The following is a 19,425-nucleotide window of genomic DNA, read 5'->3' on the forward strand; positions in this document are numbered from 1 at the left end:
TTGCGGCCCCGCCCGGAAAATCCCGCAAGGTGGATTTGGCCGCGGATGGGGTGCGGATCAGGCGGCGAATTCCAGCGTGAACTGGCTGCCCTCGCCGGGCCGGCTGTCGATGCGCAGGCGCCCGCCATGGGCCTCCATCAGGGATTTGACGATGGACAGGCCCAGCCCGCTGCCCTGCCCCGGCAGCGTCACATGCACCTCGGCCTGCCCAAAGGGCTCCGCGGCCTGATGGAGCTGTTCCGGCGTCATACCGATCCCATTGTCCGTCACCCGGACGCGGCAACCGCCGCCCGGTCCGCCGCCGACCGTCACCAGGATTCGCCCGCCGTCCGGCGTGAAGGTGATGGCGTTGGCCAGCAGGTTCAGGAGCATCTGCTTCAGGGCGCGCTCGTCCGCCGAGACGCTGTGGTGTCCCGGCTCGACGTTCATGTCCAGCCGGATGCGTTTGGCGTCGGCCTGCGGCGCCACCATGCGGAACACCCATTCCACGATCGGCGCGACGTCGAGATCCTCGGGGTGCAGCGGCAATGTCCCCGCCTGGAGCCGCGACAGATCCATGATGTCGTTGATCAGCCCCAGCAGGTGCCGCCCGATTCGTGGATGTCGCCGGCATAGTCGGCGTAGCGCCCCCCGCCTGCGGCCCGAGCATCTGGTCGCGGATGACCTCCGAGAAGCCAAGGATGGCGTTCAGCGGCGTGCGCAGCTCGTGGCTGACGCGGGCCAGGAAATTGCGGTTCAGGGCCAGTGCGGCGCGCAGCCGCTCCGCGGTGCGGTGCTGCACCAGAAGGAACAGCGTCACCAGAAGGATGGACGCGGTCAGGATCGTCGCCAGCAGGAACAGCGTGTTGCGCAGGTCCGCCACTCCCTCCTCGATGTCCACCTGAGCGACGCCGACGGTGGCGACCAGCGGATAGTTCTCCACCACGCGATAGGCGAAGGCGCGCAGGACGCCGTCGGTCTGCGAACTCCTGCCAATAGACGCCGGCCAGCGAACGGCCCAATTCCCCCCACAGGCGGGACTGGGGGATGGCGAGGCCGACCGCCTCGACGCCGCGCGAGGCACCGCGGGCGCGGATCACCTTGTCCATCCCGATCAGGGTCACCGCCCCCTGCGGCCCCAGGTTGGCCTGCTGGTAGAATTCCCCCAGGATGTCGGGATCGATGTTGGCGATCACCAGACCCGCGAAGCCGCCGTCCCCGTCGGTCAGCCGCCGGCTGAAGCGCAGCAGGGGGCCGCCGCCGGTCGTTCCGGGAAAGGAGGTGCCGATGTGCATCAGGTCGCGGCCGGTGCCCTGGTGGAAGGCGAAGGCCGGCTCGTCCCGCTCGTTCGTCCGCCCGCCCGGCCCTTCGCTGCGCAACAGCACGGCCCCGTCGGCGTCGAGCACGGTGAAGTGATGGATCAGCGTCGGATCGTAGAGCGTCTGGTCGAGGAAGTTGCGGACGCCGGGCAGGCCGTTCTCGCCGAATTCCAGCGCCAGGGAGCGCAGCGTGATGTCCACCTCGTGCACCGCGCGGTGGGTGCTCTTGGCGAAGGCCCGGACCATGATCTCGGCCTTCGCCACGGCCTCCCGCGTCTGGCCGTCCATCAACTCGCGCACCACCTGAGCGTGCGCTCCCCAGACCACCGTGATCGCGACGGCGGCGATGGCGAACACGCACCAGCGGAACGAGATCGGCAGGCGCATCCCGGCTCTTCCACAGGCGGTCCACCGCGGCCGGTCCGGACAATGATCCGTTCCGGCCCGGCATCGACCCTAGAGCACCAGGGGTATCACGCTATGGAAGCGCCGGGCAAGCCCTTCCATCCCGCGTTGATGGAGAGCGCGCCCCGATCATCGCCGCGCGAAATAAGCGGAAAGCCGCTCAACCGCGCCATCGAGGATCTCGTCCTTCTTGGAGAAGCAGAAGCGGATGAAGCTGCGCGGCGCGTCCTCGACGAAGAAGGCGCCGACGGGGATCGCCGTCACCCCGGCCTCGGCGGTCAGACGGCGGCAGAAGTCCTCGTCGTTCCCGTCGAAGCCGAAGGGCGACACGTCGGCGACCACGAAATAGGTGCCGGCGGACGGAAGCACCTCGAACCCCACGGCGCGCAGCCCGTCGGCCAGCCGGTCGCGCTTGGCCTGCAACCCCGTGGCCAGCCCGGTGAAGTAGGCGTCGTCCTTGCCCAGCCCATAGGCGACCGCCGCCTGGAGGTTGGGCGGCGTGGTGAAGGTGATGTACTGGTGCGCCTTGACGACGGGCTGGAGCAGGTGCGGCGCACCGGTGACGTAGCCGACCTTCCAGCCGGTCAGCGAGAAGGTCTTGCCGGCGGAGCCGATCTTCAGGCAGCGGTCGCGCATGCCCGGCAGGGTCATCAGCGGGATGTGCGCAAGCCCGTCGAAGATGATGTGCTCGTACACCTCGTCGCAGACGGCGAAGGCGTCGAAGCGCTGGACGAACTCCGCCAGCAGTTCCAGCTCCGCGCGGGTGAAGACCTTGGCGGCGGGATTCAGCGGGTCGTTGATGAGGACGAGCTTGGTCTTGGGCGAGAAGACCGCCTCCAGGTCGGCGCGCGTGAAGCTCCAGTCCGGGGCTTTCAGACTGACGAAGCGCGGCACGCCGCCGGCCAGCCGGACGATCGGCAGGTAGCTGTCGTACATGGGCTGGAACAGCACGACCTCGTCGCCCGGATTGATGAGGCCGAGAAGGCTGGCGGTCAGCGCCTCGGTGGCGCCGGAGGTCACCATCACCTCGGTCTTCCAGTCGATGTCCAGCCCGTAGAAGCGCTTGCCGTGCGCGGCCACCGCCTGGCGCAGCTCCGGCGTGCCCATCATCGGCGGATACTGGTTCCAGCCCTCCAGGATGGCCTTGGCCGCCACGTCCAGCACATCGGCGGGGCCGCGCTCGTCGGGAAAGCCCTGGCCGAGATTGATCGCCTTGTGCTCGTCCGACAGGCGGGACATCACCTCGAAGATCGTCGTGCCGTAGCTCGACAGGATTGCGTTGCCGGACTTCACCTTGAGCCTCCTGAACACCGAAGCGGACAGGAATGCCGCAGCCGGGCTGCGCTGTCCAGCGCCCCGTCCGCAGACCGGCCCGGCGGCGGTGGCGGAGGTTTCGCGGCCAAGCAGTGGCGGTCAGGCAAATGACGGTCAGGCGGTAGCGGCGGCCTTGGCTCTGGCGGCGTTGCGGCGGTGGCGCAGCTTGACGCGGATGCGCTCGACGGGGCTGAGCAGCCGGGGATGGCGGCGCTTCAGCCGCACGAACAGGCGGCGCGCGTCCGCGGAGTTGCGCAACAGGATCACCCCCCCGGCAAGCGCCACCGGAAAGCCGAACGGCCCCGGCAACGGCGACATCAGGGCGCCCAGGCCGATCAGGCTCCACCCCGTGCCGATCAGAGCGAGCTGCCGGACACGGGCAAGCGTGGGCCGGGTGAGCAACGACCGGGGGATGGCGGCACGACGATGCATCGGGACTCCTCCTCCTGTGCCAGCAGCCATATGGGGGCGTCCGGACACGGGGAAAGAGGCCGGGGGATGTGACTTTTCGGGGGAGGCGACGGGCAAAAGGGGTGCGTCAATGCAACGGCATGGCGCGGCCGGGCGGTCCCAGGACGAACAGCGCGGCGGTCACCTCGGCCGGGGCCGGCGCCCATTCGAAGTCGCGCATCAGCTCGCTGCGCGCGGCGTCGGCGCGCTCCGCCAGGGCGTTGCAGTCGGTGCACCCCGTCCGCCGGGCCGGCCTGCGGCAGCGCCGGTCGGCGCAGCTTTCCAGCATCAGGCGGATCATCCGCTCCCGCTTGGCGGCGTCGACGAAACCCGACTGGTCGAAATACAGTTTGGTGAAGGCGACCTCGGTCACCGTGGGCGCGTCGCCCTGCTTGCCGACCAGCACCGCCGACACCAGTTCAACGCAGCGACCGGCGTAGTCGGGGATCGGCGCCGTGCCGTCGTCGGCGCGGTCGTACTGGCGGCTCGGCAGCTCGACCAGCCGCCCGGTCAATTCCTTCACGAGGTAACGGCGCCACACCGGCATATCCGCCTCCCGTCTGGTTTCCCCATGGGCTGAAAAAAGGGTACACCAGACCGGACCGCGACGGAACAGCCCCTTTCCGGCTTCGGCCGGGACCGGACAGCACTCACCGGAGGAGAGGCGCGGCTCAACCTTCGGGAACGGGAAGGGTTTAGCCTGATGAAACTTCTGCAATTCGGCCCGCCGGGCCATGAGCGTCCGGGCCTTCTGGACCGCAACGGCGTGATCCGCGACCTGTCGGGCGTGGTGTCGGACATCGGCCCGGCCACGCTGACCGAGGACGGTCTGGCCCATCTGCGCACGCTCGACACCGACCGGCTGGCCCAGGTGCCGGACGGAACCCGGCTCGGCCCCTGCGTTGCCGGGGTGTCCAAGGTGGTCTGCGTCGGGCTGAACTATCGCGCCCACGCCGCCGAATCCGGCCTGCCCGAGCCGGCGGAGCCGGTGCTGTTCATGAAGGCGACCACCTCCATCTGCGGCCCCAACGACCCGGTCCAGATGCCGCGGGGCGCCACCAAGCTCGACTGGGAGGTCGAACTCGGCATCGTCATCGGGCGCACCGCCCGCTACGTCGATCAGGCCGACGCCTTCGACCACATCGCCGGCTATTGCGTCCTCAACGACGTATCGGAGCGCGCCTTCCAGACCGAGAGTACCGGCCAGTGGGTCAAGGGCAAGAGCGCCGACAGCTTCTGCCCGATCGGCCCCTGGATGGTCACCCGCGACGAGGTGCCCGACCCGCAGGCGCTGCGCCTGTGGCTGGAGGTCGACGGCCAGCCGATGCAGGACAGCACGACCGCCGACATGATCTTCGGCGTCGCCGAGATCGTGTCCTACATCAGCCGTTTCATGACTCTTCTGCCGGGCGACGTCATCGCCACCGGCACGCCGCAGGGCGTGGCCCTAGGCCGCGGGCCGAACCACCCCTGGCTCCAGCCCGGCCAGACCATGCGCCTGGGCGTCGAAGGGCTGGGCGAGCAGCGCCAGTCCGTCCGCGCCTTCGAAGGCTGAGCGGCGCCGGGACCGGAATGGGAGTGTCTTCGATGAAGCGAACAAGCCGTCTGGCCGCGTGGCTGCTCGCCGCCGGTGTCGGCACCCTGGCGGCCTCCGGGGTCGCGTCCAGCGCCGCCCGGGCCGAGGATGGCGCCGCGGCGCTGGCCGGAAAGACCTGCGGCACGCTGGCGTCGCGGGTGGCGGAGATTCCCGGCTCCGGCCCGGTGTTCCTGCGCAGCTACGACAGCAGCTTCGGCGTCGGCCAGACGTCGGAGCTGCCGCTGCGCGAGGCCGCCTTCACCTACGACAACGCGCTGGCCGTCATCGCCCTGGTCGCCTGCGGCAAGACGGAGCCGGCGCTGCGCATCGGCAAATCGCTGCTCTCCGCCGCCACGCTGGACCGCGCGCGACGCCAGGGGCGGCTGCGCAATACCTACCGCGCCGGTGCCCAGACCCAGAAGCCGATCCCGCCCAACGGCTGGTGGGACGTCACCGCCAACCGCTGGTTCGAGGACGCCTATCAGGTCGGCTCCGCCACCGGCAACGTCGCCTGGGCGGGACTGGCCCTGATGACTCTGGGCGAGGCGACCGGCGAGGAGCGCTTCCGCAATGGTGCGGCGGAGCTGGCCCGCTGGGTGGTGGCCAACACCGCCGACCCGCGCGGGCCGGGCGGCTTCAACGGCGGCGTCCAGGGCTTCGACGACAAGCCGCAGGCGCTGACCTGGAAGGCGACGGAGCACAACACCGACCTCGTCGCCCTGTTCGGCTGGCTGGAGCGCAGCGGCACGGCCGGCGACTGGGCCGGGCCGGAGAAGGCCGCGCGCGGCTTTCTCGACCGCATGTGGGCGGACGGCGGCGGGCACTTCCCCACCGGCACGGCGCCGGACGGAGTGACGGTCAACCGGGCCACGTCCGGTCTGGACGCCCAGCTCTGGCCGCTGCTGCTGCGCGGCGCGCCGGAGGCGTGGCGGGCGGCGCTGGATTATGCGGAGAAGGCCCACGGAGTCGACGGCGGTTTCGACTTCAACGACGACCGCGACGGGATGTGGGTGGAAGGCACGGCGCAGGCCGCGCTGGTCTACCGCCTGCTGGGCCGGCCCGACGCCGCGCAGCGGCTTCTGGCCGAGGTCGGCAAGGAGGTCAGCCGCGGCGGCCATGTCTGGGCGACGCGCGAGGACAGCATCACCACCGGCCTCGCCATCGGGCCGGACAGCACCACGGACGATTTCCGCTACTACCGCCGCCCCCACTTGGCGGTGACGGCCTGGACGGTCCTGGCCGCGGTGGGCTGGAACCCGTTCACCGGTGAGCGGGTGAAGTGACGAATGGAAAGCCCCTCTCCCGCCTCGGGAGAGGGTGGCGCCGAAGGCGCCGGGTGAGGGTCGTGCAAGGATCAACGCGCTGATCCGTTGCCGCACCCTCACCCTTTCCACGCCTCGCGCGGGCCCCTTCCCTCTCCCGGGGCGGGAGAGGGAGAGGTTCAAAGCCTTACTTGCGGACCTTGTTGATCTCGCCCTGCAGCTCGTTCAGCAGGTCGGCGCCGCCGTCGGCGGCGAACTTGTCCATGGCCGGCTTGACCATCTCACGCATGCGGCCCAGCTCGGCGTCGCTCAGCTCGTTGATCTGCATGCCCTTGTCCTTCAGGTAGGCGATGCTCTGCTTCGACGCCTCGCGGCTGTCCTTGCGCTCGAAATCGCGCGAGGCGACGGCGGCCTCGTTGATGATCTTGCGCTCGTCGTTGGACAGGCCATCGTACCAGCGCTTGGAGGCCAGCACGATCCACGGGCTGTAGACGTGCTTGGAAATGGTCAGGTACTTCTGGACCTCGTAGAACTTCGAGGACTGGATGGTGGTGACCGGGTTCTCCTGGCCGTCCACGGTGCCCGTCTCCATGGCGGTGAACAGCTCGGAGAAGGACAGCGGCACGGCGTTGGCGCCGAAGCCGTTGAACATGTCGATGTAGACCGGGTTCTGCATGACGCGCAGCTTGATGCCCTTCAGGTCCTCGACCTTCTCGACCGGGCGCTTGCTGTTGGTCAGGTTGCGGAAGCCGTTCTCCCAGTAGACGAGGCCGACGAGGCCCTTCTCGTTCAGCTTGGCCGCCAGCTTCTGGCCGAACGGGCCGTCGAACACGGCGTCGGCCTCCTGCTCGTTGTTGAACAGGAAGGGCAGGTCGAAGACCGCGAAGTCCTTGACGATGCCGACCAGCGTGGCGGTCGAGCCGACCATCATCTCCTGCGCGCCGCCGATCAGAGCGTTCTGCATCTGGATGTCGCTGCCCAGGCTGGCGTCGGCGAAGCCCTTGACCTTCAGCTTGCCGCCGGAGCGCTTGGACATCTCTTCGACGAAGAACTTCACGGCGCGGCCCTGGTTGCTGCTCTCCGACAGGCCGTAGCCGAAGCGGATCAGGCGCGGCTTGATGTCCTGGGCGGAGGCGGCGACGGGGGCGAGGATGGCGGCGGCGAGGCCGGTCGCCAGAAGGACGGAACGGAGCAGCTTCATGGGTCGGTTCTTCCCTGTGAGCGTTTGTGATTAATGGCGGAAAAAGGCCAGCGGGGCCGTGACGATCTCCGGAACGGCGATCAGCAGGCACAGCAGAAGCAGGTAGGTCAGCAGGAACGGCCAGATGCCGCGCGTGGCGCTTTCCAGCGAGATGCGGGCGACGCCGCACACCACGTTCAGCACCGTGCAGACCGGCGGATGGATCAGGCCCAGCGTGCCGGTCAGGACGAACATCACGCCGAAATAGGTCGGGTCGATGCCCGCCGCCGCCGCCAGCGGGGTCAGCACCGGGCCGAGCACCAGGATCGTCGGCGTCAGGTCCATCACCGTGCCGACGGCGAGCAGCAGCAGCGTGATGGCGACCATCAGCAGCTTCGGCTCGTGCAGCAGCGGGGCCAGCATCTCGTTCATCTGCTGCGGCAGGTCGGCCAGGGTCACCATGTAGGACGACACCAGCGCCGCCGCGCACAGGAACATCACCGTGCTGGTGGTGCGCGCGGCCTGGACCAGCAGCGGCACCAGATCCTTCAGCGTCACCTGCCGGTAGACGAACAGCGCCACGACCAGCGAGTAGACGGCGGCGACCACCGCGGCCTCGGTCGGGGTGAAGATGCCGCCGCGCAGGCCGCCGATGATGATGACCGGCAGGGCCAGCGCCCAGACGCCCTCGACCAGCGCGGTGCGGCGCTCGCTCCAGCTCGCCTTGGGCTGCAGCTTCACGGTCATGCCGCGCACCACGAACATCCAGGTGATGACCAGACCGGCGCCCATCAGCAGGCCGGGCACGATGCCGGCCATGAACAGGCCGCTGATCGAGGTGTTGGTGGTCACGCCGAAGATGATGAAGGGCATGCTGGGCGGGATGATCGGGGCGATGATGCCGCCCGACGCGATCAGGCCGGCGGAGCGCGGCACCGGGTAGCCGTTGTCGCGCATCATCGGGATCAGCAGCGTGGCGAGCGCCGCGGTGTCGGCGATGGCCGAGCCGGACAGGCTGGCCAGCATCACCGACGCGCCGATGGTCACGTAGCCCAGACCGCCGCGGATGTGCCCGACGAGGCTGACCGCGAGGTTGATGATCCGCTGCGAGATGCCGCCGGCGTTCATCAGCTCGCCAGCCAGGATGAAGAAGGGCACCGCCATCAGCGGGTAGTTGTCGGCGCCGCTCAGCATGTTCTGGGCGACGAGCTGGGCGTCGAAGAAGTCGAGATGCACCATCAGCGCCACGCCCGTCAGCATCAGGGCGAAGGCGATGGGCATGCCGAGCAGCATCAGGCCGAACAGCGAGGAGAGGAAGACCGCAAGGGCCATGGAACGGGCTCCGCTTTCAGAAGGCCGGACGGAATCAATGCTCGGCGATGGCGCCGCCCTGCGGGGCGGTGACGCCGTGGGGGTCGCCGTTGCCGGGGATGTGCGCCGTCGCGTCGCCCGACAGGATTTTCCAGAGGTTGGCAAGGATCGTCAGCGCCATGGCGATCGCCGGGAAGAAGCCCGCGGCGGCGTAGAAGGCCATGGGGAAGCTGAGCACCGTGGAGCGCGTCTCCATCCCGATCAGAAGCTGGAACCAGCTCCCCTGGATGAACAGCCACAGCGCGTAGATCATCAGCAGATGGCTGATGATGGCGCAGGCCCGGCGGACGCGGGCCGGCAGGCGGGCCTGGACGATGTCCAGCCCGAGATGCTGGTGGCGGCGCAGCGCCAGCGTCGCGCCCAGAAAGACCAGCCAGACGAACATCAGGCGGGCCAGCTCCTCGGCGGCGACGATGCCGCTGTTGAAGCCGTACCGCAGAACCACGTTGCCGAAGACCAGCGCCACCATCACGGCGAGCATCAGCGCCATGATCCATTCGGTGACCATCTCCAGCGCTTCCACCACGCGCTTCATGCACACTCCTCGGCCTGCCTCGCGGCGGGGCTCACCTGATCGGAAGGGGCGGCGGCAGGGGACGGCGCGGGAAAGCACGCAGGGCGCGACGCACCGGCAGCGGGGCCGGGCGGCGGGTCGGGGTTCCTCCCACTTGGTCTCTTGCCGGGACCTTGAATTTTCTGTGTCGGAAAATAGAGGAGTCCCGCAACCGAGTGAAGAAGATTTTCTTCATATCGGCGCTGAAACCGTCCAACCATCGGCATAGTGACGAAAATTATCTTCACAAGCCACGCCGCGCCGCATAGCTTGGGGCCCATGGAAGGCGGTGCGACGACCTAGCCGCGCGGGCCAGGGCACGCTATGCCGCTCGCGGCGGCGGTGGTACGGTCCCGCCGCCCAACGACGCCCGGAGCCAAGAACGCCGGGGCCCAAGAACGCTTTCAGGGATGGACGGTCCGTTTCGATGCTCCAGCCGGTGAACATCCTCGATCACATCCGCGGCCGCCTGCCGGAGTTGAAGCGTTCCGAGGCTCAGGTCGCCGACATGGTGCTGGCCGAGCCGCAGAAGGTTCTGGGGCAGAGCATCACCGTGCTGGCCCAGGCCGCCGGGGTCAGCGAGGCGACCGTCGTCCGCTTCTGCCGCAGCATCGGCTGCGCCGGCTTCCCCGATTTCAAGCTACGACTCGCCGAGGGACAGGCCCGCGGCACCCCCTTCGTCAGCCAGGACGTAGCGCCCGACGACGAGACTCCGACCGTCGCGCGAAAAATTTTTTCATCCGCCGCCGCCGCGCTGAACGACGCGGCCGGCGCGCTCGACATGGCGGCGGTCTCCCGCGCCGTGGAGCTGCTGGCCGACGCCTCCAGCATCCTGTGCATCGGCACCGGCGCCTCGGCGGTGGTGGCGGAGGACGCGGCGCACAAGTTCATGCGCTTCGGCATGGCGGCGCAGGCCAGCGCCGACCCGATGATGGTCCGCATGCTGGCGGTCAATCTGGGGGCGCGCGGGGTGCTGCTGGCGATCTCCAACACCGGGCGCACGATCATGGTGACCGAGTTGGCGCAGATGGCCCGCGACCTGGGCATTCCGGTCATTGCGATCACCGCGCCGGGCTCGCCGCTGGCGGCGGTATCGTCGGTCGCCATCGGCCACACCCCGGTCGAGGACGCGGAGATCTACACGCCGATGGCCTCCCGCCTCGTCCATCTGGCGATCATCGACGTGCTGTCCACCGGAGTGGCGCTGAAGCTCGGCGCCGAGGCGCGGCACCATTTGGCGAAGGTCAAGGCCGTGCTGTCCGGCACCCGCTCCTCCCACGGCAAGCCCGCCCGGGGTCGCCAGCGGGCGTAGCTTTTTCCCTCTCCCGCCCCGGGAGAGGGGGCCTGCAAAGCAGGCGGGTGAGGGTCACCCAAGGATCACGGCGCTGATTCTTGGCAACACCCTCACCCTCCCACGCTGGCGCGTGGGCCCCTCCCTCTCCCGGGGCGGGAGAGGGCTATGAATGACGCCTTCCCTCCTCCCCCCTTGCCATCCGGCCCGGCTTGGTCCAATTGGTGCGCCGCCGTTCCCGATTCACAGACAGTTTCTGCCCATGCCCGCCATTGCCCTCAGCGTCGCGCCGATGATGGACTGGACGGACCGCCATTGCCGGACCTTCCATCGCCTGCTGTCCAAGAACACGCTGCTCTACACCGAGATGGTCACCACCGGCGCCGTGCTGCACGGCGACCGCGAGCGCCTGCTTGGCTACGACGCGGCGGAGCATCCGGTGGCGCTCCAGCTCGGCGGGTCGGACCCGGCAGAGCTGGCCGCCTGCGCCCGCATCGCCGAGGAGTGGGGCTATGACGAGGTCAACCTGAACGTCGGCTGCCCGAGCGACCGCGTGCAGTCGGGCCGCTTCGGCGCCTGCCTGATGGCCGAGCCCGACCTCGTCGCCCGCTTGGTCGGCGCCATGCGCGAGGCGGTGTCGATCCCCGTCACCGTGAAGTCGCGGATCGCCATCGACGAGATGGAGGAATGGCCGACGCTGGACCATTTCGTCCGCACCGTGTCCGCCGCCGGCTGCACCCACTTCATCGTGCACGCCCGCAAGGCGTGGCTGAAGGGCCTCAGCCCCAAGGAGAACCGGGACATCCCGCCGCTGCGCTACGACCTCGTGCACCGGCTGAAGCAGGAGAACCCGCAGCTCACCATCGCCATCAACGGCGGCATCCGCACCCTGGACGAGGCGGAAGGGCATCTCGCCACGCTGGACAGCGTGATGATCGGGCGCGCCGCCTACGAGACGCCCTACATCCTGGCCGACGCCGACCGCCGTCTGTTCGGCGGGGAGCCCGGCCCCGACCGCTGCGCGGTGGTCGAGGCCATGGCGGCCTACGCCGAGGAACGGATGCGCCAGGGGGCGCCGCTGTCGGCGATCACCCGGCACATGCTGGGGCTGTTCCAGGGCCTGCCCGGCGCCCGCGCGTGGCGGCGCCACATCAGCGAGAACGCCCATCTGCCCGGCGCCGGGCCGGAGGTGCTGCTGAAGGCCGCGGCGCTGGTGCCGCATCGCGAAGCGGTCACGCAGCCAGCGGGATGAGCGCCGCGAGCGTCAGGCAGACGACGATGGTCAGCCGCGTCCGCAGCGTGCCGAACCATCGGGGATAGCGTCCGTCCGCCGCCGCGCTGCGGTCCACCGCCCAGGCGAGCAGGAAGGACAGGATCAGCGCCGGCACCGTCAGGCCGGACGGCAGCAGGGTGGCACCCCACCCCAGCAGCGGCGGCGCGACTCCCCAGGCCAGCCACGCCGGCCCGCTCGTCTCGCCGTCCCGCCCAGAAAGGACGCGGCCCCAGTGGATGGCGCCGATGAAGGACAGGATCGACACCGCGTAGACGACCACCGCCCGAACCACGGCGGCCTGCCCGTCGCCCTCCGCCATCCAGGCCAGCGCGGTGCCGCCGACGAAGGGCACCAACCCACCGTAGGACAGCAGCCGGACGACCGAGGCCCGGCGATCATCGAAGGGCAGCGCGTCCATGCGCTTACGGCTTCGGAGAGGATTGGGCCAGCGCCTTGTCCACGGCCGCGGTCAGGGTGGCGGAGTCCGGCGTGACCGAGCTGCCGAACCATTCCAGCAGCCGTCCGTCGCGGCCGATCAGGATCTTGTGAAAGTTCCAGCGCGGCACGCCCTGCGGCCCGGTGACCGCCGCCGCCCAGCGGTAGAGCGGGTGGGCCTGCGGTCCGGTGACGGACTGCTTCTCCATCAGGGGATAATCGACGCCGTAGTTGAGTTCGCAGAAGGAGGCGACCTGGGCGTTGCTGCCGGGCTCCTGCCCGCCGAAATCGTTGCTCGGCACCCCCAGCACGACCAGCCCGCGGTCCCGCCGTCCGGCCCAGAGCTTCTGCAGCCCCTCGTACTGGCCGGTGTAGCCGCATTGCGACGCCGTGTTGACCACCAACACCGCCTTGCCCCGGAAGGCATCGGGCGTCAGCGTGCCGCCGTCGATGGCCGGCAGGGGCAGCGCCGCCCAGTCGAGCGCGTCGGACGCCGCCGCCGCGCCGGGGACGGCCGCGGACAGCATCAGGACGGCGGACAGCATCACGGAAACGGATCGGGCGGCGGATTGGGCGGCATCGCGGATCGTCGGCATGGCGGTCTCCCGGTCGGCAGCTCTGGTCGGTACGGCCTTGTCCTATACGGCGGTCGAGGCGTGTCGGATCATGCACGCGCATGGGTGCCATGGCCATCTTGCCGTGCGTCGGACGGCCGCACCTGCTTTAGGGTTGTCCCCCCGCCCGCCCCAGACCATAGACCGGCCGACGCCCCCCATGCGCCTTCTCATCCTGATGCTCGGCCTCGCCGGTTTCGCGAGCGCCTTTTCGCTGCGGACCACCGACCCGATGCTGACCGTCATCGCGTCGGACCTCGGCATCGGCGTGGCCGAGGCGGCCCTGCTCTCCTCCGCCTACACCCTGCCCTACGCGGCGATGCAGCTGATCCTGGGACCGGTGGGCGACGCCATCGGCAAGACCCGGCTGATCCGGCTGTCGCTGGTCGTCCTGACCATCGGCGTGGCGCTGTCGGCGCTGGCGCCCGGCTACTACACCGTGCTGGCCTCGCGGATGCTCGCCGGCGCCTTCGCCGGGGGAATCATCCCGGCCTCCATGGCGCTGATCGGCGACCGGGTGGTCTACACGGAGCGACAGTTCGCCATCAGCCGGTTCCTGCTGGCGGTGATCCTCGGCCAGATGTCCGGCTCCGCGGTGGCCGGCGCCCTGTCGGAGGTGGCGGGCTGGCGCACCGTCTTCGCCCTGGCGGCGGTGGTGACCGGCCTGATCGCGCTGACCGCCTTCCTGGTCCTGCGGGGCGAGCGGGAGGAGCGGCATCCCCTGTCCGTGGCCGACGCGCGGGCGCGCTACGCCTCCGTCCTGGCGAATCCGGTGTCGGTGTGGGTCTTCGCGACGGTGGCGGCGGAAGGGCTGCTGATCTTCGGTGTCTTCCCCTTCGTCGCCCCCATGCTGTCCCGCCATGGGGCGGAGGGCGCGTTCGAGGCCGGGGTGACGCTCGCCGCTTTCGCCATCGGCGGAGTCGTCTACAGTTTCATCGTGCGGCGCCTGCTCGGCACGCTCGGCCAATGGGGGATGATGGGGGCCGGCGGTCTGGTGGCCGGTGGCGCCTATCTGGCGATGCTTGCCCCGGTGCCCTGGCCGGTGGTGTCCCTGCTGTTCCTGGTCGCCGGATTCGGCTTCTATATGCTGCACAACACCATGCAGACCCAGGCGACCGAACTGTCGGCGACGGCGCGCGGGTCGGCGCTCGCCCTCTTCGCCTCCTCCTTCTTCCTGGGGCAGGGGATCGGACCGGTGGTCTACGGTGCGGTCGCCGACCGGGTCGGCCTGCCCGCCCTGTTCCTGTTCGGCGGCGTGCTGACCATGCTGCTGGGCGTCGCGGCGGTGCGGCTGATCCGCCGTCCAGCTTGATGGATGGGCGTGACGGGGGGGCGTGACGGCTCGGCCCGACTGATATTTCAATATTTCGGATATCCCCAGATTCTGTGGATAACTCTGTTGGCGAATCGAGGGGTAACCGAAGGGACAGGCGGCCCCTCAAGGGGTCCGGCAGAAATGCCTTATTTTTGGGCACATTAGAAAACCGCGCCGATCAAGGATTTCTCCCGCGCCGGCCTTGCTTTCGCCCCCGGACCGGCGGCTGCCCCGCCCCGCAACGGGAGTCAAGCGAAGGATGCGCACCCCTGTGAACAACTTTCCTTGACAGGGCCTGCGGGCCACGGCAAAGGGCTGCTCCCGGCGCCGAGACGACTTGCGCGCCACCGGCCCGCGGGGCACTCTGCCGCCATGTTCACCGTCAGCGAAAGCGAAGCCGAAACGATCCGCCGGGCCTTCCACGACCGCGGCGAATGGTCCGCCGTGGTGGAGTTGCGCCGGCTGTTCCCGGTCTTCGCCAACAACCCGGAGGCGCTGCGCTGCGTGCGCGCCATCGCCGGCTGGCAACCCCTCCCCGCCCCCGCCGCGGCCCCGCCCAAGGTGACCCAGTTGCGACGCCGCAAGCCGGCGGAGCCGCAACCCTAAATCAGGTGGCGGTGCGCGGCTCGCGGTCGGTCAAGGTGTCGGCCAGCGGCACGACCTTGCCGCCATCGGCGACCACCTGAAGCTCCGGCACCCCGGACTGGGCGCGGCGCTCGGCCAGGAGAACCTCCAGCATCGCCTCGACCTTCGGCATGTGGACGGTCTGCTGGTCGAAGGGCATCTGGATGCCCTGTTCGCGGAACTGCTCCAGGATGCGCATGCGCAGCTCGTTGCGCACCGGGATGATGTGCTCGGTGTTGGCGACGAAGCAGCGCAGCTCGAACTCCGGCCCGCTCGGCCCGAAGTCGCGGAACATCACCACCGGCTCCGGGTTGCGCAGCACCTGGGCGTGGCCGTAGCCGATCCGCAGCAGCATCGCGTAGACCTGCCGGGCGTCGGTGTCGTAGGTGATGCGGACCTTGATCTCGATGCGGGTGGTCTTGTCCTTCAGCGTCCAGTTGACCACCGACTTGGAGATGAATTCCGAGTTCGGGATGATGACGGAGGCGCGCTGGAAGGTCTGGATCTCCGTCGCGCGGACGCTGATGCGGCGCACGGTGCCCTCCAGCCCGTTGACCACCACCCAGTCGCCCACCTTCACCGGCCGCTCCACCAGCATGATCAGGCCGGAGATGAAGTTGCTGACGACGTTCTGCAGGCCGAAACCGATACCGACCGACAGGGCCGACGCGATCATGGCGAGGCTGGACAGGTCGAGCCCCAGCGTGCCGACCGACATCAGCACCGCCATGGTGGTACCGAGATAGCCGACGCCCATGCGGATGGAGTTGCGCACGCCGTCGTCCATGTTGACGCGGCCGAGGATGCGCTCGTCGAGCTGGCGCTGGATGAAGCGGGTCACCGCGACGACGACGCCCAGCACCATCAGCGCCGACATGATGTCGCCCGGCGCGATGCGCACGCCGCCCACCGTGACGCCGCTGAGGAAGCCGTCGGCCAGCCCCTTCATCTCCGACAGGGTCATGCCGGTCAGCGGCAGCAGGAAGAAAGCCGCCACGGTCAGCAGCAGCCCGTCGATCACCGTCCGTCCGGCCTGCCCCAGCATCCGCCGGCCGCGGTCGGTGGCGATCACGATGTCGCGCACCTCAGCCACCTGCCCGCTGCCGCGCTCCAGCAGGACGCACAGCAGCTCGCGCAGGACGCCGCGCGCCACCAGCAGGACGCCGCCGATGACGAGGGTGGTCAGCATCAGCTTCGAGGCGTAGATCGCACCGACCAGATAGCCGGCGCCCGAGGCGACCAGCGAGGCGAGCGCCACCGCGCCGATCAGCAGTCGCAGACGCAGCCCGACGACCCGTGGGCGGGCGGGCGGCACGTCCTCCGCCTCGGCCTCGGCGGCGGCAGGGGTCGCGGCCGGCGGCGGCAGGGTGACGTCCACTGCGGCCCCGGGCGTCGGCTCCGGGCAGCCGCAATCGTCGGTCGCCTCGGCCTCCGGCGGCGGGGCGGCGAGCCAGAGATGATCGGGGTAGAGGAACAGCAGCGACACGGCGATCAGCGCCATGGTGCCGAAGCCGGTGATCGACCGCAACTCCGGCGGGGTGAACATCCCCTCCGACAAAGCGATGCCGGTGCCGGCCAAGGCCAGTCCGATCATGACGAGCGGGACGCGGCGGACCAGACGGCGCGCGCTGTCCGGGTCGAGATTGGCGAGTTGCCAGGACGGATGGTCGGGCGCCAGGGTGGCGCGGGCGACGCCGGTGACCAGGAAATAGGCGGTCAGGCCGCCCGACACCCCGACCACCAAAGCGGTCAGCGGACCGGCGTCCGCCGCGTCGCGCAGCAGCCCGACCAGGGCGCCGCTCAGCACCAGAGTCGGCACCAGCGGCACCAGACAGCGGGCCAGCGCCTCCACCGCCATCGCCACCACGCGTTGGCGGTAGCTGGGCCGCTCCTCCAGATCGCGGTGGCCGTAGCGGCGCAGCAGCACCCGGCGCACCGGCCAGGCGACCAGGAACAGCACGGCGGCGAGCGCGCCCAGACCGTAGAGGCGGCCGCGCCATTCGTCGTCGCCCATGACGATCCCGAAGGCCCGCCCGATGCGCTCCTGCACATAGGCCGTCTGCTCGGGCAGGGCGGCCCAGGTGGCGGGCAGCAGCGGCACCGGGCCACGCCGGACAATCTGCTCGGTGAGCTGGGTCATGCGCTGGTCGGCGGCGGTGCGCAGCAGGATGTCGGCGCGGGTGACGATCAGGTCGGTCTGCTTGGTCCGCCCCTCCGCCTCGCCGATGGTCTGGGTCAGGCGCTTGCGCTCCGCGGCGATTCCCGCCTCCTCCGGCGGAGCGCCCTGGGCCGGCGGCGGACCCAGCGCGTCGAGCATGCGCTGGGCGGTGTCGCGGGCCGCCGCCGCCGCCGCGCCGGCCTCCCGAACCTCGTGCTGGATCTTCGCCAGATCGGCGCGCAGGGTCTCGTACTCGGTGTTCGCCAGATCACCCCCGGCGATGCGGTTGGCCGCCCGCTCCAAGGCGTTCTGCCATTGCGGCAGCCTGGTCTTGAAGTCCGCCGCGGCCTCCGCCGCCGGAGCGGCGGACTGGGCCAGGGCCGATGGAGCGACGGCGCCCGCCGCGAGCGTTCCACACAGCATCAGGGCTGCCAGAAGCCGGCCGATCCGGCGGCGGAAAGCGGAAGGAGTTTGCATCACCGTTCGAAATCTCGTGTTGGCGAAAGGCTGCGGCCCCGGCGACCCGGGAAAAGGGATACCTATACTCTTCGGTGTCGCGGCAAAAGTATGGCACAGCGTGTCACCAGGATGTGACAGAGCGGTGCGGCGCTGGGGGTCCGAGCCCGGCAGCCGGAGCCCCGGTCCGGGGTTTACCGTTTCGTGTGCCTGCCTTCGGATTGGGCATGGCGTGGTTGCGTGTCTTGATGATACAGGTTGCGCATCGTCGCTTCACACGCACGTCATCATCATGGCCGGTTTGACCGACATCGACCGCACCTTGCTTCGCACCGCGCTGAAGGCCGCAAAGCGCAACGACGTCCCCTCCGTCGGGATGCCGACCGAGACGCTGGAACGGCTTTTGGAGTATCTCGCGGCTCTGGAAGACGCGCAGCCCGGCGCGCAGAACGAGGGCAACACGGGGTTGGACTGACCCCCGCAACCATGGCTCGGACGGCCATGGCGGGACCATCGAATTCAGCGATGCATACTATCGTATGCTACCAGATCGTGCCGGACCGGCGCGCCAGGCGAACGCTGCGTTGTGACATTGAATTCGAGTCGCAACCGAAGCTCGACGAACCCTGTCGAAAGAGGTAAGACTTTGGGACCGACACCCTGAGGCGGACGAACCCCTTGTGCCAGTTTGCCACACCGGAATGCGGTCATGCCTGTCGCGCGATCAGGCTCGTCCGCGAACACAGCCGCGGCCCCGTGGGGTTGGACGCGCGCGCCTACCTGATCCGGGTCGAGCGCCGGCTCATGCAGTTCCATTGCGGCGCTCCGCTGGGCATTCCAACGGACGCGCAGCCCTCCCGCGAGGCCGCCGAGTAACCGCCCGACCGATGCCGGGCCGTCGTACGGACGGTCAGTCCCGTCCGCCGGGGGCGTCCGACCGGCCACGATCCGGCTCGCCGCCGCGATCCCCGTCCCGGCCCCCATCCCGGCTGCGCCCCCCGTCCGACGACGCCTCGTCGCGTTCCCGCTGACGCTGCCATTGATCGAACTTCTCGGGATCGGTCACCAGATCGATGACGGACGGCTTCGGGTTGCCGTTGTCCTGCTGTGCGGGCATGAACACCTCCATCGTTGCACCACACCTGTCCTTTTGCATCATCAACAACGCAAAGGGCCCGGCGCACCAAGCCCCGCAAGGGGAGAACCCCGCAAGCACAGCCCTGCTCCTTTGGCGTCCGGTTTTTGACACAGCACACCCCCGGCCGAATCCTTAGCCTGCGACGACGATCAAGACACAGTCGGGGGCGGGATGCTGCGGTTGGGAACACGGGTGAGGTTTGCGGGCCAGGAGGCCCTCGTCGTCGCACGAACCCTTGCCGGTGAGCCGACCTACGACATCCGTCTGGCCGACGGCCGTCTCATCAAATACGCCGCCGAAAGCGACCTGGAACCGATCGAGGGGGACGGGTCCGAAGCCCCGCCCGCCCCGGCGCGGCCATCGGGTCCGGGCGGCTCCAATACGGGGGGCATGCAGTGACCCGCGACGACTTCCCCTATTCGCTCCAGCCCTACGCGATGCCCGACGACGGCGGCGACGGGACGCAGGACAGCGACGGCTGGACTCTGGTGCTGTTCCGCGCCGCCGATGAGGCGGAGCGGCTGTGGTTCCGCGATCACGGCTTCGCCATGGAGGGCCGCCGCTGGGTCCGCCACGCCCCCGCTCCGGACAGCCTCGCGACGGAGCCGGACACCGGCGACGCGCCCGAGGAGGAGGATCCCGGCGACCGTGAATCCGACGAACGGGCGCCGACCGGTGGCGGACCCGCGCCGGACGTCGCCGCCTGACCTTC

20 protein-coding genes and 1 pseudogene are annotated in these 19,425 nt (G+C 69.6%); 9 read left to right on the forward strand and 12 right to left on the reverse strand.

All coding sequences use genetic code 11. The annotated features are described in order from the left end of the window. Positions 1-57: 57 nt before the first annotated feature. From ACWPN7_RS06970 to ACWPN7_RS06990, 5 genes and pseudogenes are all read right to left on the reverse strand, one after another. Positions 58-558, reverse strand: a complete 501-nt coding sequence (locus ACWPN7_RS06970) for a sensor histidine kinase (RefSeq protein WP_492273219.1) — start codon at positions 556-558, stop codon at positions 58-60. A 130-nt stretch (positions 559-688) separates the two neighbouring features. Continuing rightward, positions 689-1,063, reverse strand: a pseudogene (locus tag ACWPN7_RS06975) (hypothetical protein); the annotation flags it as partial. Positions 1,064-1,832: 769 nt separating this feature from the next. Then, on the reverse strand, positions 1,833-2,996 hold the full coding sequence (locus ACWPN7_RS06980) for an aminotransferase (RefSeq protein WP_040134886.1): 1,164 nt from the start codon (positions 2,994-2,996) through the stop codon (positions 1,833-1,835). A 135-nt stretch (positions 2,997-3,131) separates the two neighbouring features. After that, the gene (locus tag ACWPN7_RS06985) at positions 3,132-3,449 is read right to left on the reverse strand and encodes a hypothetical protein (RefSeq protein ID WP_051658341.1); all 318 of its coding nucleotides are present in this window, start codon (positions 3,447-3,449) and stop codon (positions 3,132-3,134) included. A 106-nt stretch (positions 3,450-3,555) separates the two neighbouring features. After that, positions 3,556-4,014 carry a hypothetical protein gene (locus ACWPN7_RS06990; RefSeq protein WP_492273220.1) on the reverse strand — a complete coding sequence of 153 codons (459 nt, stop codon included), beginning with the start codon at positions 4,012-4,014 and terminating at the stop codon, positions 3,556-3,558. A gap of 156 nt (positions 4,015-4,170) precedes the next feature. Here ACWPN7_RS06990 and ACWPN7_RS06995 point away from each other — a divergent pair, with 156 nt between their 5' ends. Beyond that, the gene (locus tag ACWPN7_RS06995; RefSeq protein ID WP_492273221.1) at positions 4,171-5,022 is read left to right on the forward strand and encodes a fumarylacetoacetate hydrolase family protein; all 852 of its coding nucleotides are present in this window, start codon (positions 4,171-4,173) and stop codon (positions 5,020-5,022) included. Between the two features lie 32 nt (positions 5,023-5,054). Beyond that, positions 5,055-6,326: a hypothetical protein gene (locus tag ACWPN7_RS07000; protein ID WP_492273222.1), complete on the forward strand. Its 1,272-nt coding sequence runs from the start codon at positions 5,055-5,057 to the stop codon at positions 6,324-6,326. Between the two features lie 166 nt (positions 6,327-6,492). Here ACWPN7_RS07000 and ACWPN7_RS07005 read toward each other — a convergent pair whose 3' ends face one another. Genes ACWPN7_RS07005 through ACWPN7_RS07015 form a run of 3 tightly spaced genes read right to left on the reverse strand, consistent with a single transcriptional unit; the run spans position 6,493 to position 9,391 of the window. Beyond that, the gene (locus ACWPN7_RS07005; protein ID WP_103039637.1) at positions 6,493-7,506 is read right to left on the reverse strand and encodes a TRAP transporter substrate-binding protein; all 1,014 of its coding nucleotides are present in this window, start codon (positions 7,504-7,506) and stop codon (positions 6,493-6,495) included. Positions 7,507-7,536: 30 nt separating this feature from the next. Then, positions 7,537-8,817 carry a TRAP transporter large permease gene (locus ACWPN7_RS07010; protein WP_040134893.1) on the reverse strand — a complete coding sequence of 427 codons (1,281 nt, stop codon included), beginning with the start codon at positions 8,815-8,817 and terminating at the stop codon, positions 7,537-7,539. Between the two features lie 34 nt (positions 8,818-8,851). Further along, positions 8,852-9,391 (reverse strand): TRAP transporter small permease, encoded by a 540-nt coding sequence (locus tag ACWPN7_RS07015; protein ID WP_040134895.1) that lies wholly within the window; start codon positions 9,389-9,391, stop codon positions 8,852-8,854. A gap of 445 nt (positions 9,392-9,836) precedes the next feature. Here ACWPN7_RS07015 and hexR point away from each other — a divergent pair, with 445 nt between their 5' ends. Together hexR and dusA are read left to right on the forward strand one after the other, a co-directional pair. Continuing rightward, entirely contained in the window at positions 9,837-10,721 is an 885-nt protein-coding gene (gene hexR, locus ACWPN7_RS07020) for a transcriptional regulator HexR (RefSeq protein WP_040134897.1), read from the forward strand. A gap of 241 nt (positions 10,722-10,962) precedes the next feature. Further along, on the forward strand, positions 10,963-11,952 hold the full coding sequence (dusA, locus tag ACWPN7_RS07025) for a tRNA dihydrouridine(20/20a) synthase DusA (RefSeq protein ID WP_451993256.1): 990 nt from the start codon (positions 10,963-10,965) through the stop codon (positions 11,950-11,952). Here dusA and ACWPN7_RS07030 read toward each other — a convergent pair. Together ACWPN7_RS07030 and ACWPN7_RS07035 are read right to left on the reverse strand one after the other, a co-directional pair. Next, positions 11,933-12,391, reverse strand: coding sequence for a DUF3429 domain-containing protein (locus ACWPN7_RS07030; RefSeq protein ID WP_451993254.1), 459 nt, complete (start codon positions 12,389-12,391; stop codon positions 11,933-11,935). The genes dusA and ACWPN7_RS07030 overlap by 20 nt on opposite strands. Before the next feature lie 4 nt (positions 12,392-12,395). Beyond that, positions 12,396-13,004: a glutathione peroxidase gene (locus ACWPN7_RS07035; RefSeq protein WP_459197176.1), complete on the reverse strand. Its 609-nt coding sequence runs from the start codon at positions 13,002-13,004 to the stop codon at positions 12,396-12,398. A gap of 178 nt (positions 13,005-13,182) precedes the next feature. On the opposite strand from ACWPN7_RS07035, the gene ACWPN7_RS07040 reads away from it, so the two are divergent. Then, on the forward strand, positions 13,183-14,334 hold the full coding sequence (locus ACWPN7_RS07040) for an MFS transporter (protein WP_040134903.1): 1,152 nt from the start codon (positions 13,183-13,185) through the stop codon (positions 14,332-14,334). 375 nt (positions 14,335-14,709) lie between these two features. Then, entirely contained in the window at positions 14,710-14,943 is a 234-nt protein-coding gene (locus ACWPN7_RS07045; protein ID WP_014197397.1) for a hypothetical protein, read from the forward strand. A 1-nt stretch (position 14,944) separates the two neighbouring features. On the opposite strand, the gene ACWPN7_RS07050 is transcribed toward ACWPN7_RS07045, so the two are convergent. Continuing rightward, positions 14,945-17,596 (reverse strand): DUF3772 domain-containing protein, encoded by a 2,652-nt coding sequence (locus tag ACWPN7_RS07050; protein WP_451993249.1) that lies wholly within the window; start codon positions 17,594-17,596, stop codon positions 14,945-14,947. A 271-nt stretch (positions 17,597-17,867) separates the two neighbouring features. Between ACWPN7_RS07050 and ACWPN7_RS07055 the strand changes: the two genes are divergently transcribed. Beyond that, on the forward strand, positions 17,868-18,050 hold the full coding sequence (locus tag ACWPN7_RS07055; protein ID WP_040134906.1) for a hypothetical protein: 183 nt from the start codon (positions 17,868-17,870) through the stop codon (positions 18,048-18,050). 435 nt (positions 18,051-18,485) lie between these two features. Here the strand turns inward: ACWPN7_RS07055 and ACWPN7_RS07060 are convergent, their stop codons facing one another. After that, entirely contained in the window at positions 18,486-18,692 is a 207-nt protein-coding gene (locus ACWPN7_RS07060) for a hypothetical protein (RefSeq protein WP_349620582.1), read from the reverse strand. A 213-nt stretch (positions 18,693-18,905) separates the two neighbouring features. On the opposite strand from ACWPN7_RS07060, the gene ACWPN7_RS07065 reads away from it, so the two are divergent. Together ACWPN7_RS07065 and ACWPN7_RS07070 are read left to right on the forward strand one after the other, a co-directional pair. Then, the gene (locus ACWPN7_RS07065) at positions 18,906-19,112 is read left to right on the forward strand and encodes a hypothetical protein (RefSeq protein WP_247894676.1); all 207 of its coding nucleotides are present in this window, start codon (positions 18,906-18,908) and stop codon (positions 19,110-19,112) included. Next, positions 19,109-19,420: a hypothetical protein gene (locus ACWPN7_RS07070; protein ID WP_149649803.1), complete on the forward strand. Its 312-nt coding sequence runs from the start codon at positions 19,109-19,111 to the stop codon at positions 19,418-19,420. Before ACWPN7_RS07065 ends, ACWPN7_RS07070 begins: the two co-directional genes overlap by 4 nt. The last annotated feature ends 5 nt before the right edge of the window (positions 19,421-19,425 follow it).

This window comes from Azospirillum sp. UENF 312511 (assembly GCF_058780635.1).

Coding starts and splice junctions, on each gene's coding strand:
- ACWPN7_RS07005 (WP_103039637.1), bottom strand. CDS start 7,506: ATGAAGCTGCTCCGTTCCGTCCTTCTGGCGACCGGCCTCGCCGCCGCC.
- ACWPN7_RS06970 (WP_492273219.1), bottom strand. CDS start 558: ATGGATCTGTCGCGGCTCCAGGCGGGGACATTGCCGCTGCACCCCGAG.
- ACWPN7_RS07060 (WP_349620582.1), bottom strand. CDS start 18,692: ATGCCCGCACAGCAGGACAACGGCAACCCGAAGCCGTCCGTCATCGAT.
- ACWPN7_RS07050 (WP_451993249.1), bottom strand. CDS start 17,596: ATGCAAACTCCTTCCGCTTTCCGCCGCCGGATCGGCCGGCTTCTGGCA.
- ACWPN7_RS07035 (WP_459197176.1), bottom strand. CDS start 13,004: ATGCCGACGATCCGCGATGCCGCCCAATCCGCCGCCCGATCCGTTTCC.
- ACWPN7_RS07015 (WP_040134895.1), bottom strand. CDS start 9,391: ATGAAGCGCGTGGTGGAAGCGCTGGAGATGGTCACCGAATGGATCATG.
- ACWPN7_RS07055 (WP_040134906.1), top strand. CDS start 17,868: ATGGCCGGTTTGACCGACATCGACCGCACCTTGCTTCGCACCGCGCTG.
- ACWPN7_RS07010 (WP_040134893.1), bottom strand. CDS start 8,817: ATGGCCCTTGCGGTCTTCCTCTCCTCGCTGTTCGGCCTGATGCTGCTC.
- ACWPN7_RS06995 (WP_492273221.1), top strand. CDS start 4,171: ATGAAACTTCTGCAATTCGGCCCGCCGGGCCATGAGCGTCCGGGCCTT.
- ACWPN7_RS07030 (WP_451993254.1), bottom strand. CDS start 12,391: ATGGACGCGCTGCCCTTCGATGATCGCCGGGCCTCGGTCGTCCGGCTG.
- ACWPN7_RS07040 (WP_040134903.1), top strand. CDS start 13,183: ATGCGCCTTCTCATCCTGATGCTCGGCCTCGCCGGTTTCGCGAGCGCC.
- ACWPN7_RS06990 (WP_492273220.1), bottom strand. CDS start 4,014: ATGCCGGTGTGGCGCCGTTACCTCGTGAAGGAATTGACCGGGCGGCTG.
- dusA (WP_451993256.1), top strand. CDS start 10,963: ATGCCCGCCATTGCCCTCAGCGTCGCGCCGATGATGGACTGGACGGAC.
- ACWPN7_RS06985 (WP_051658341.1), bottom strand. CDS start 3,449: ATGCATCGTCGTGCCGCCATCCCCCGGTCGTTGCTCACCCGGCCCACG.
- ACWPN7_RS07045 (WP_014197397.1), top strand. CDS start 14,710: ATGTTCACCGTCAGCGAAAGCGAAGCCGAAACGATCCGCCGGGCCTTC.
- hexR (WP_040134897.1), top strand. CDS start 9,837: ATGCTCCAGCCGGTGAACATCCTCGATCACATCCGCGGCCGCCTGCCG.
- ACWPN7_RS07000 (WP_492273222.1), top strand. CDS start 5,055: ATGAAGCGAACAAGCCGTCTGGCCGCGTGGCTGCTCGCCGCCGGTGTC.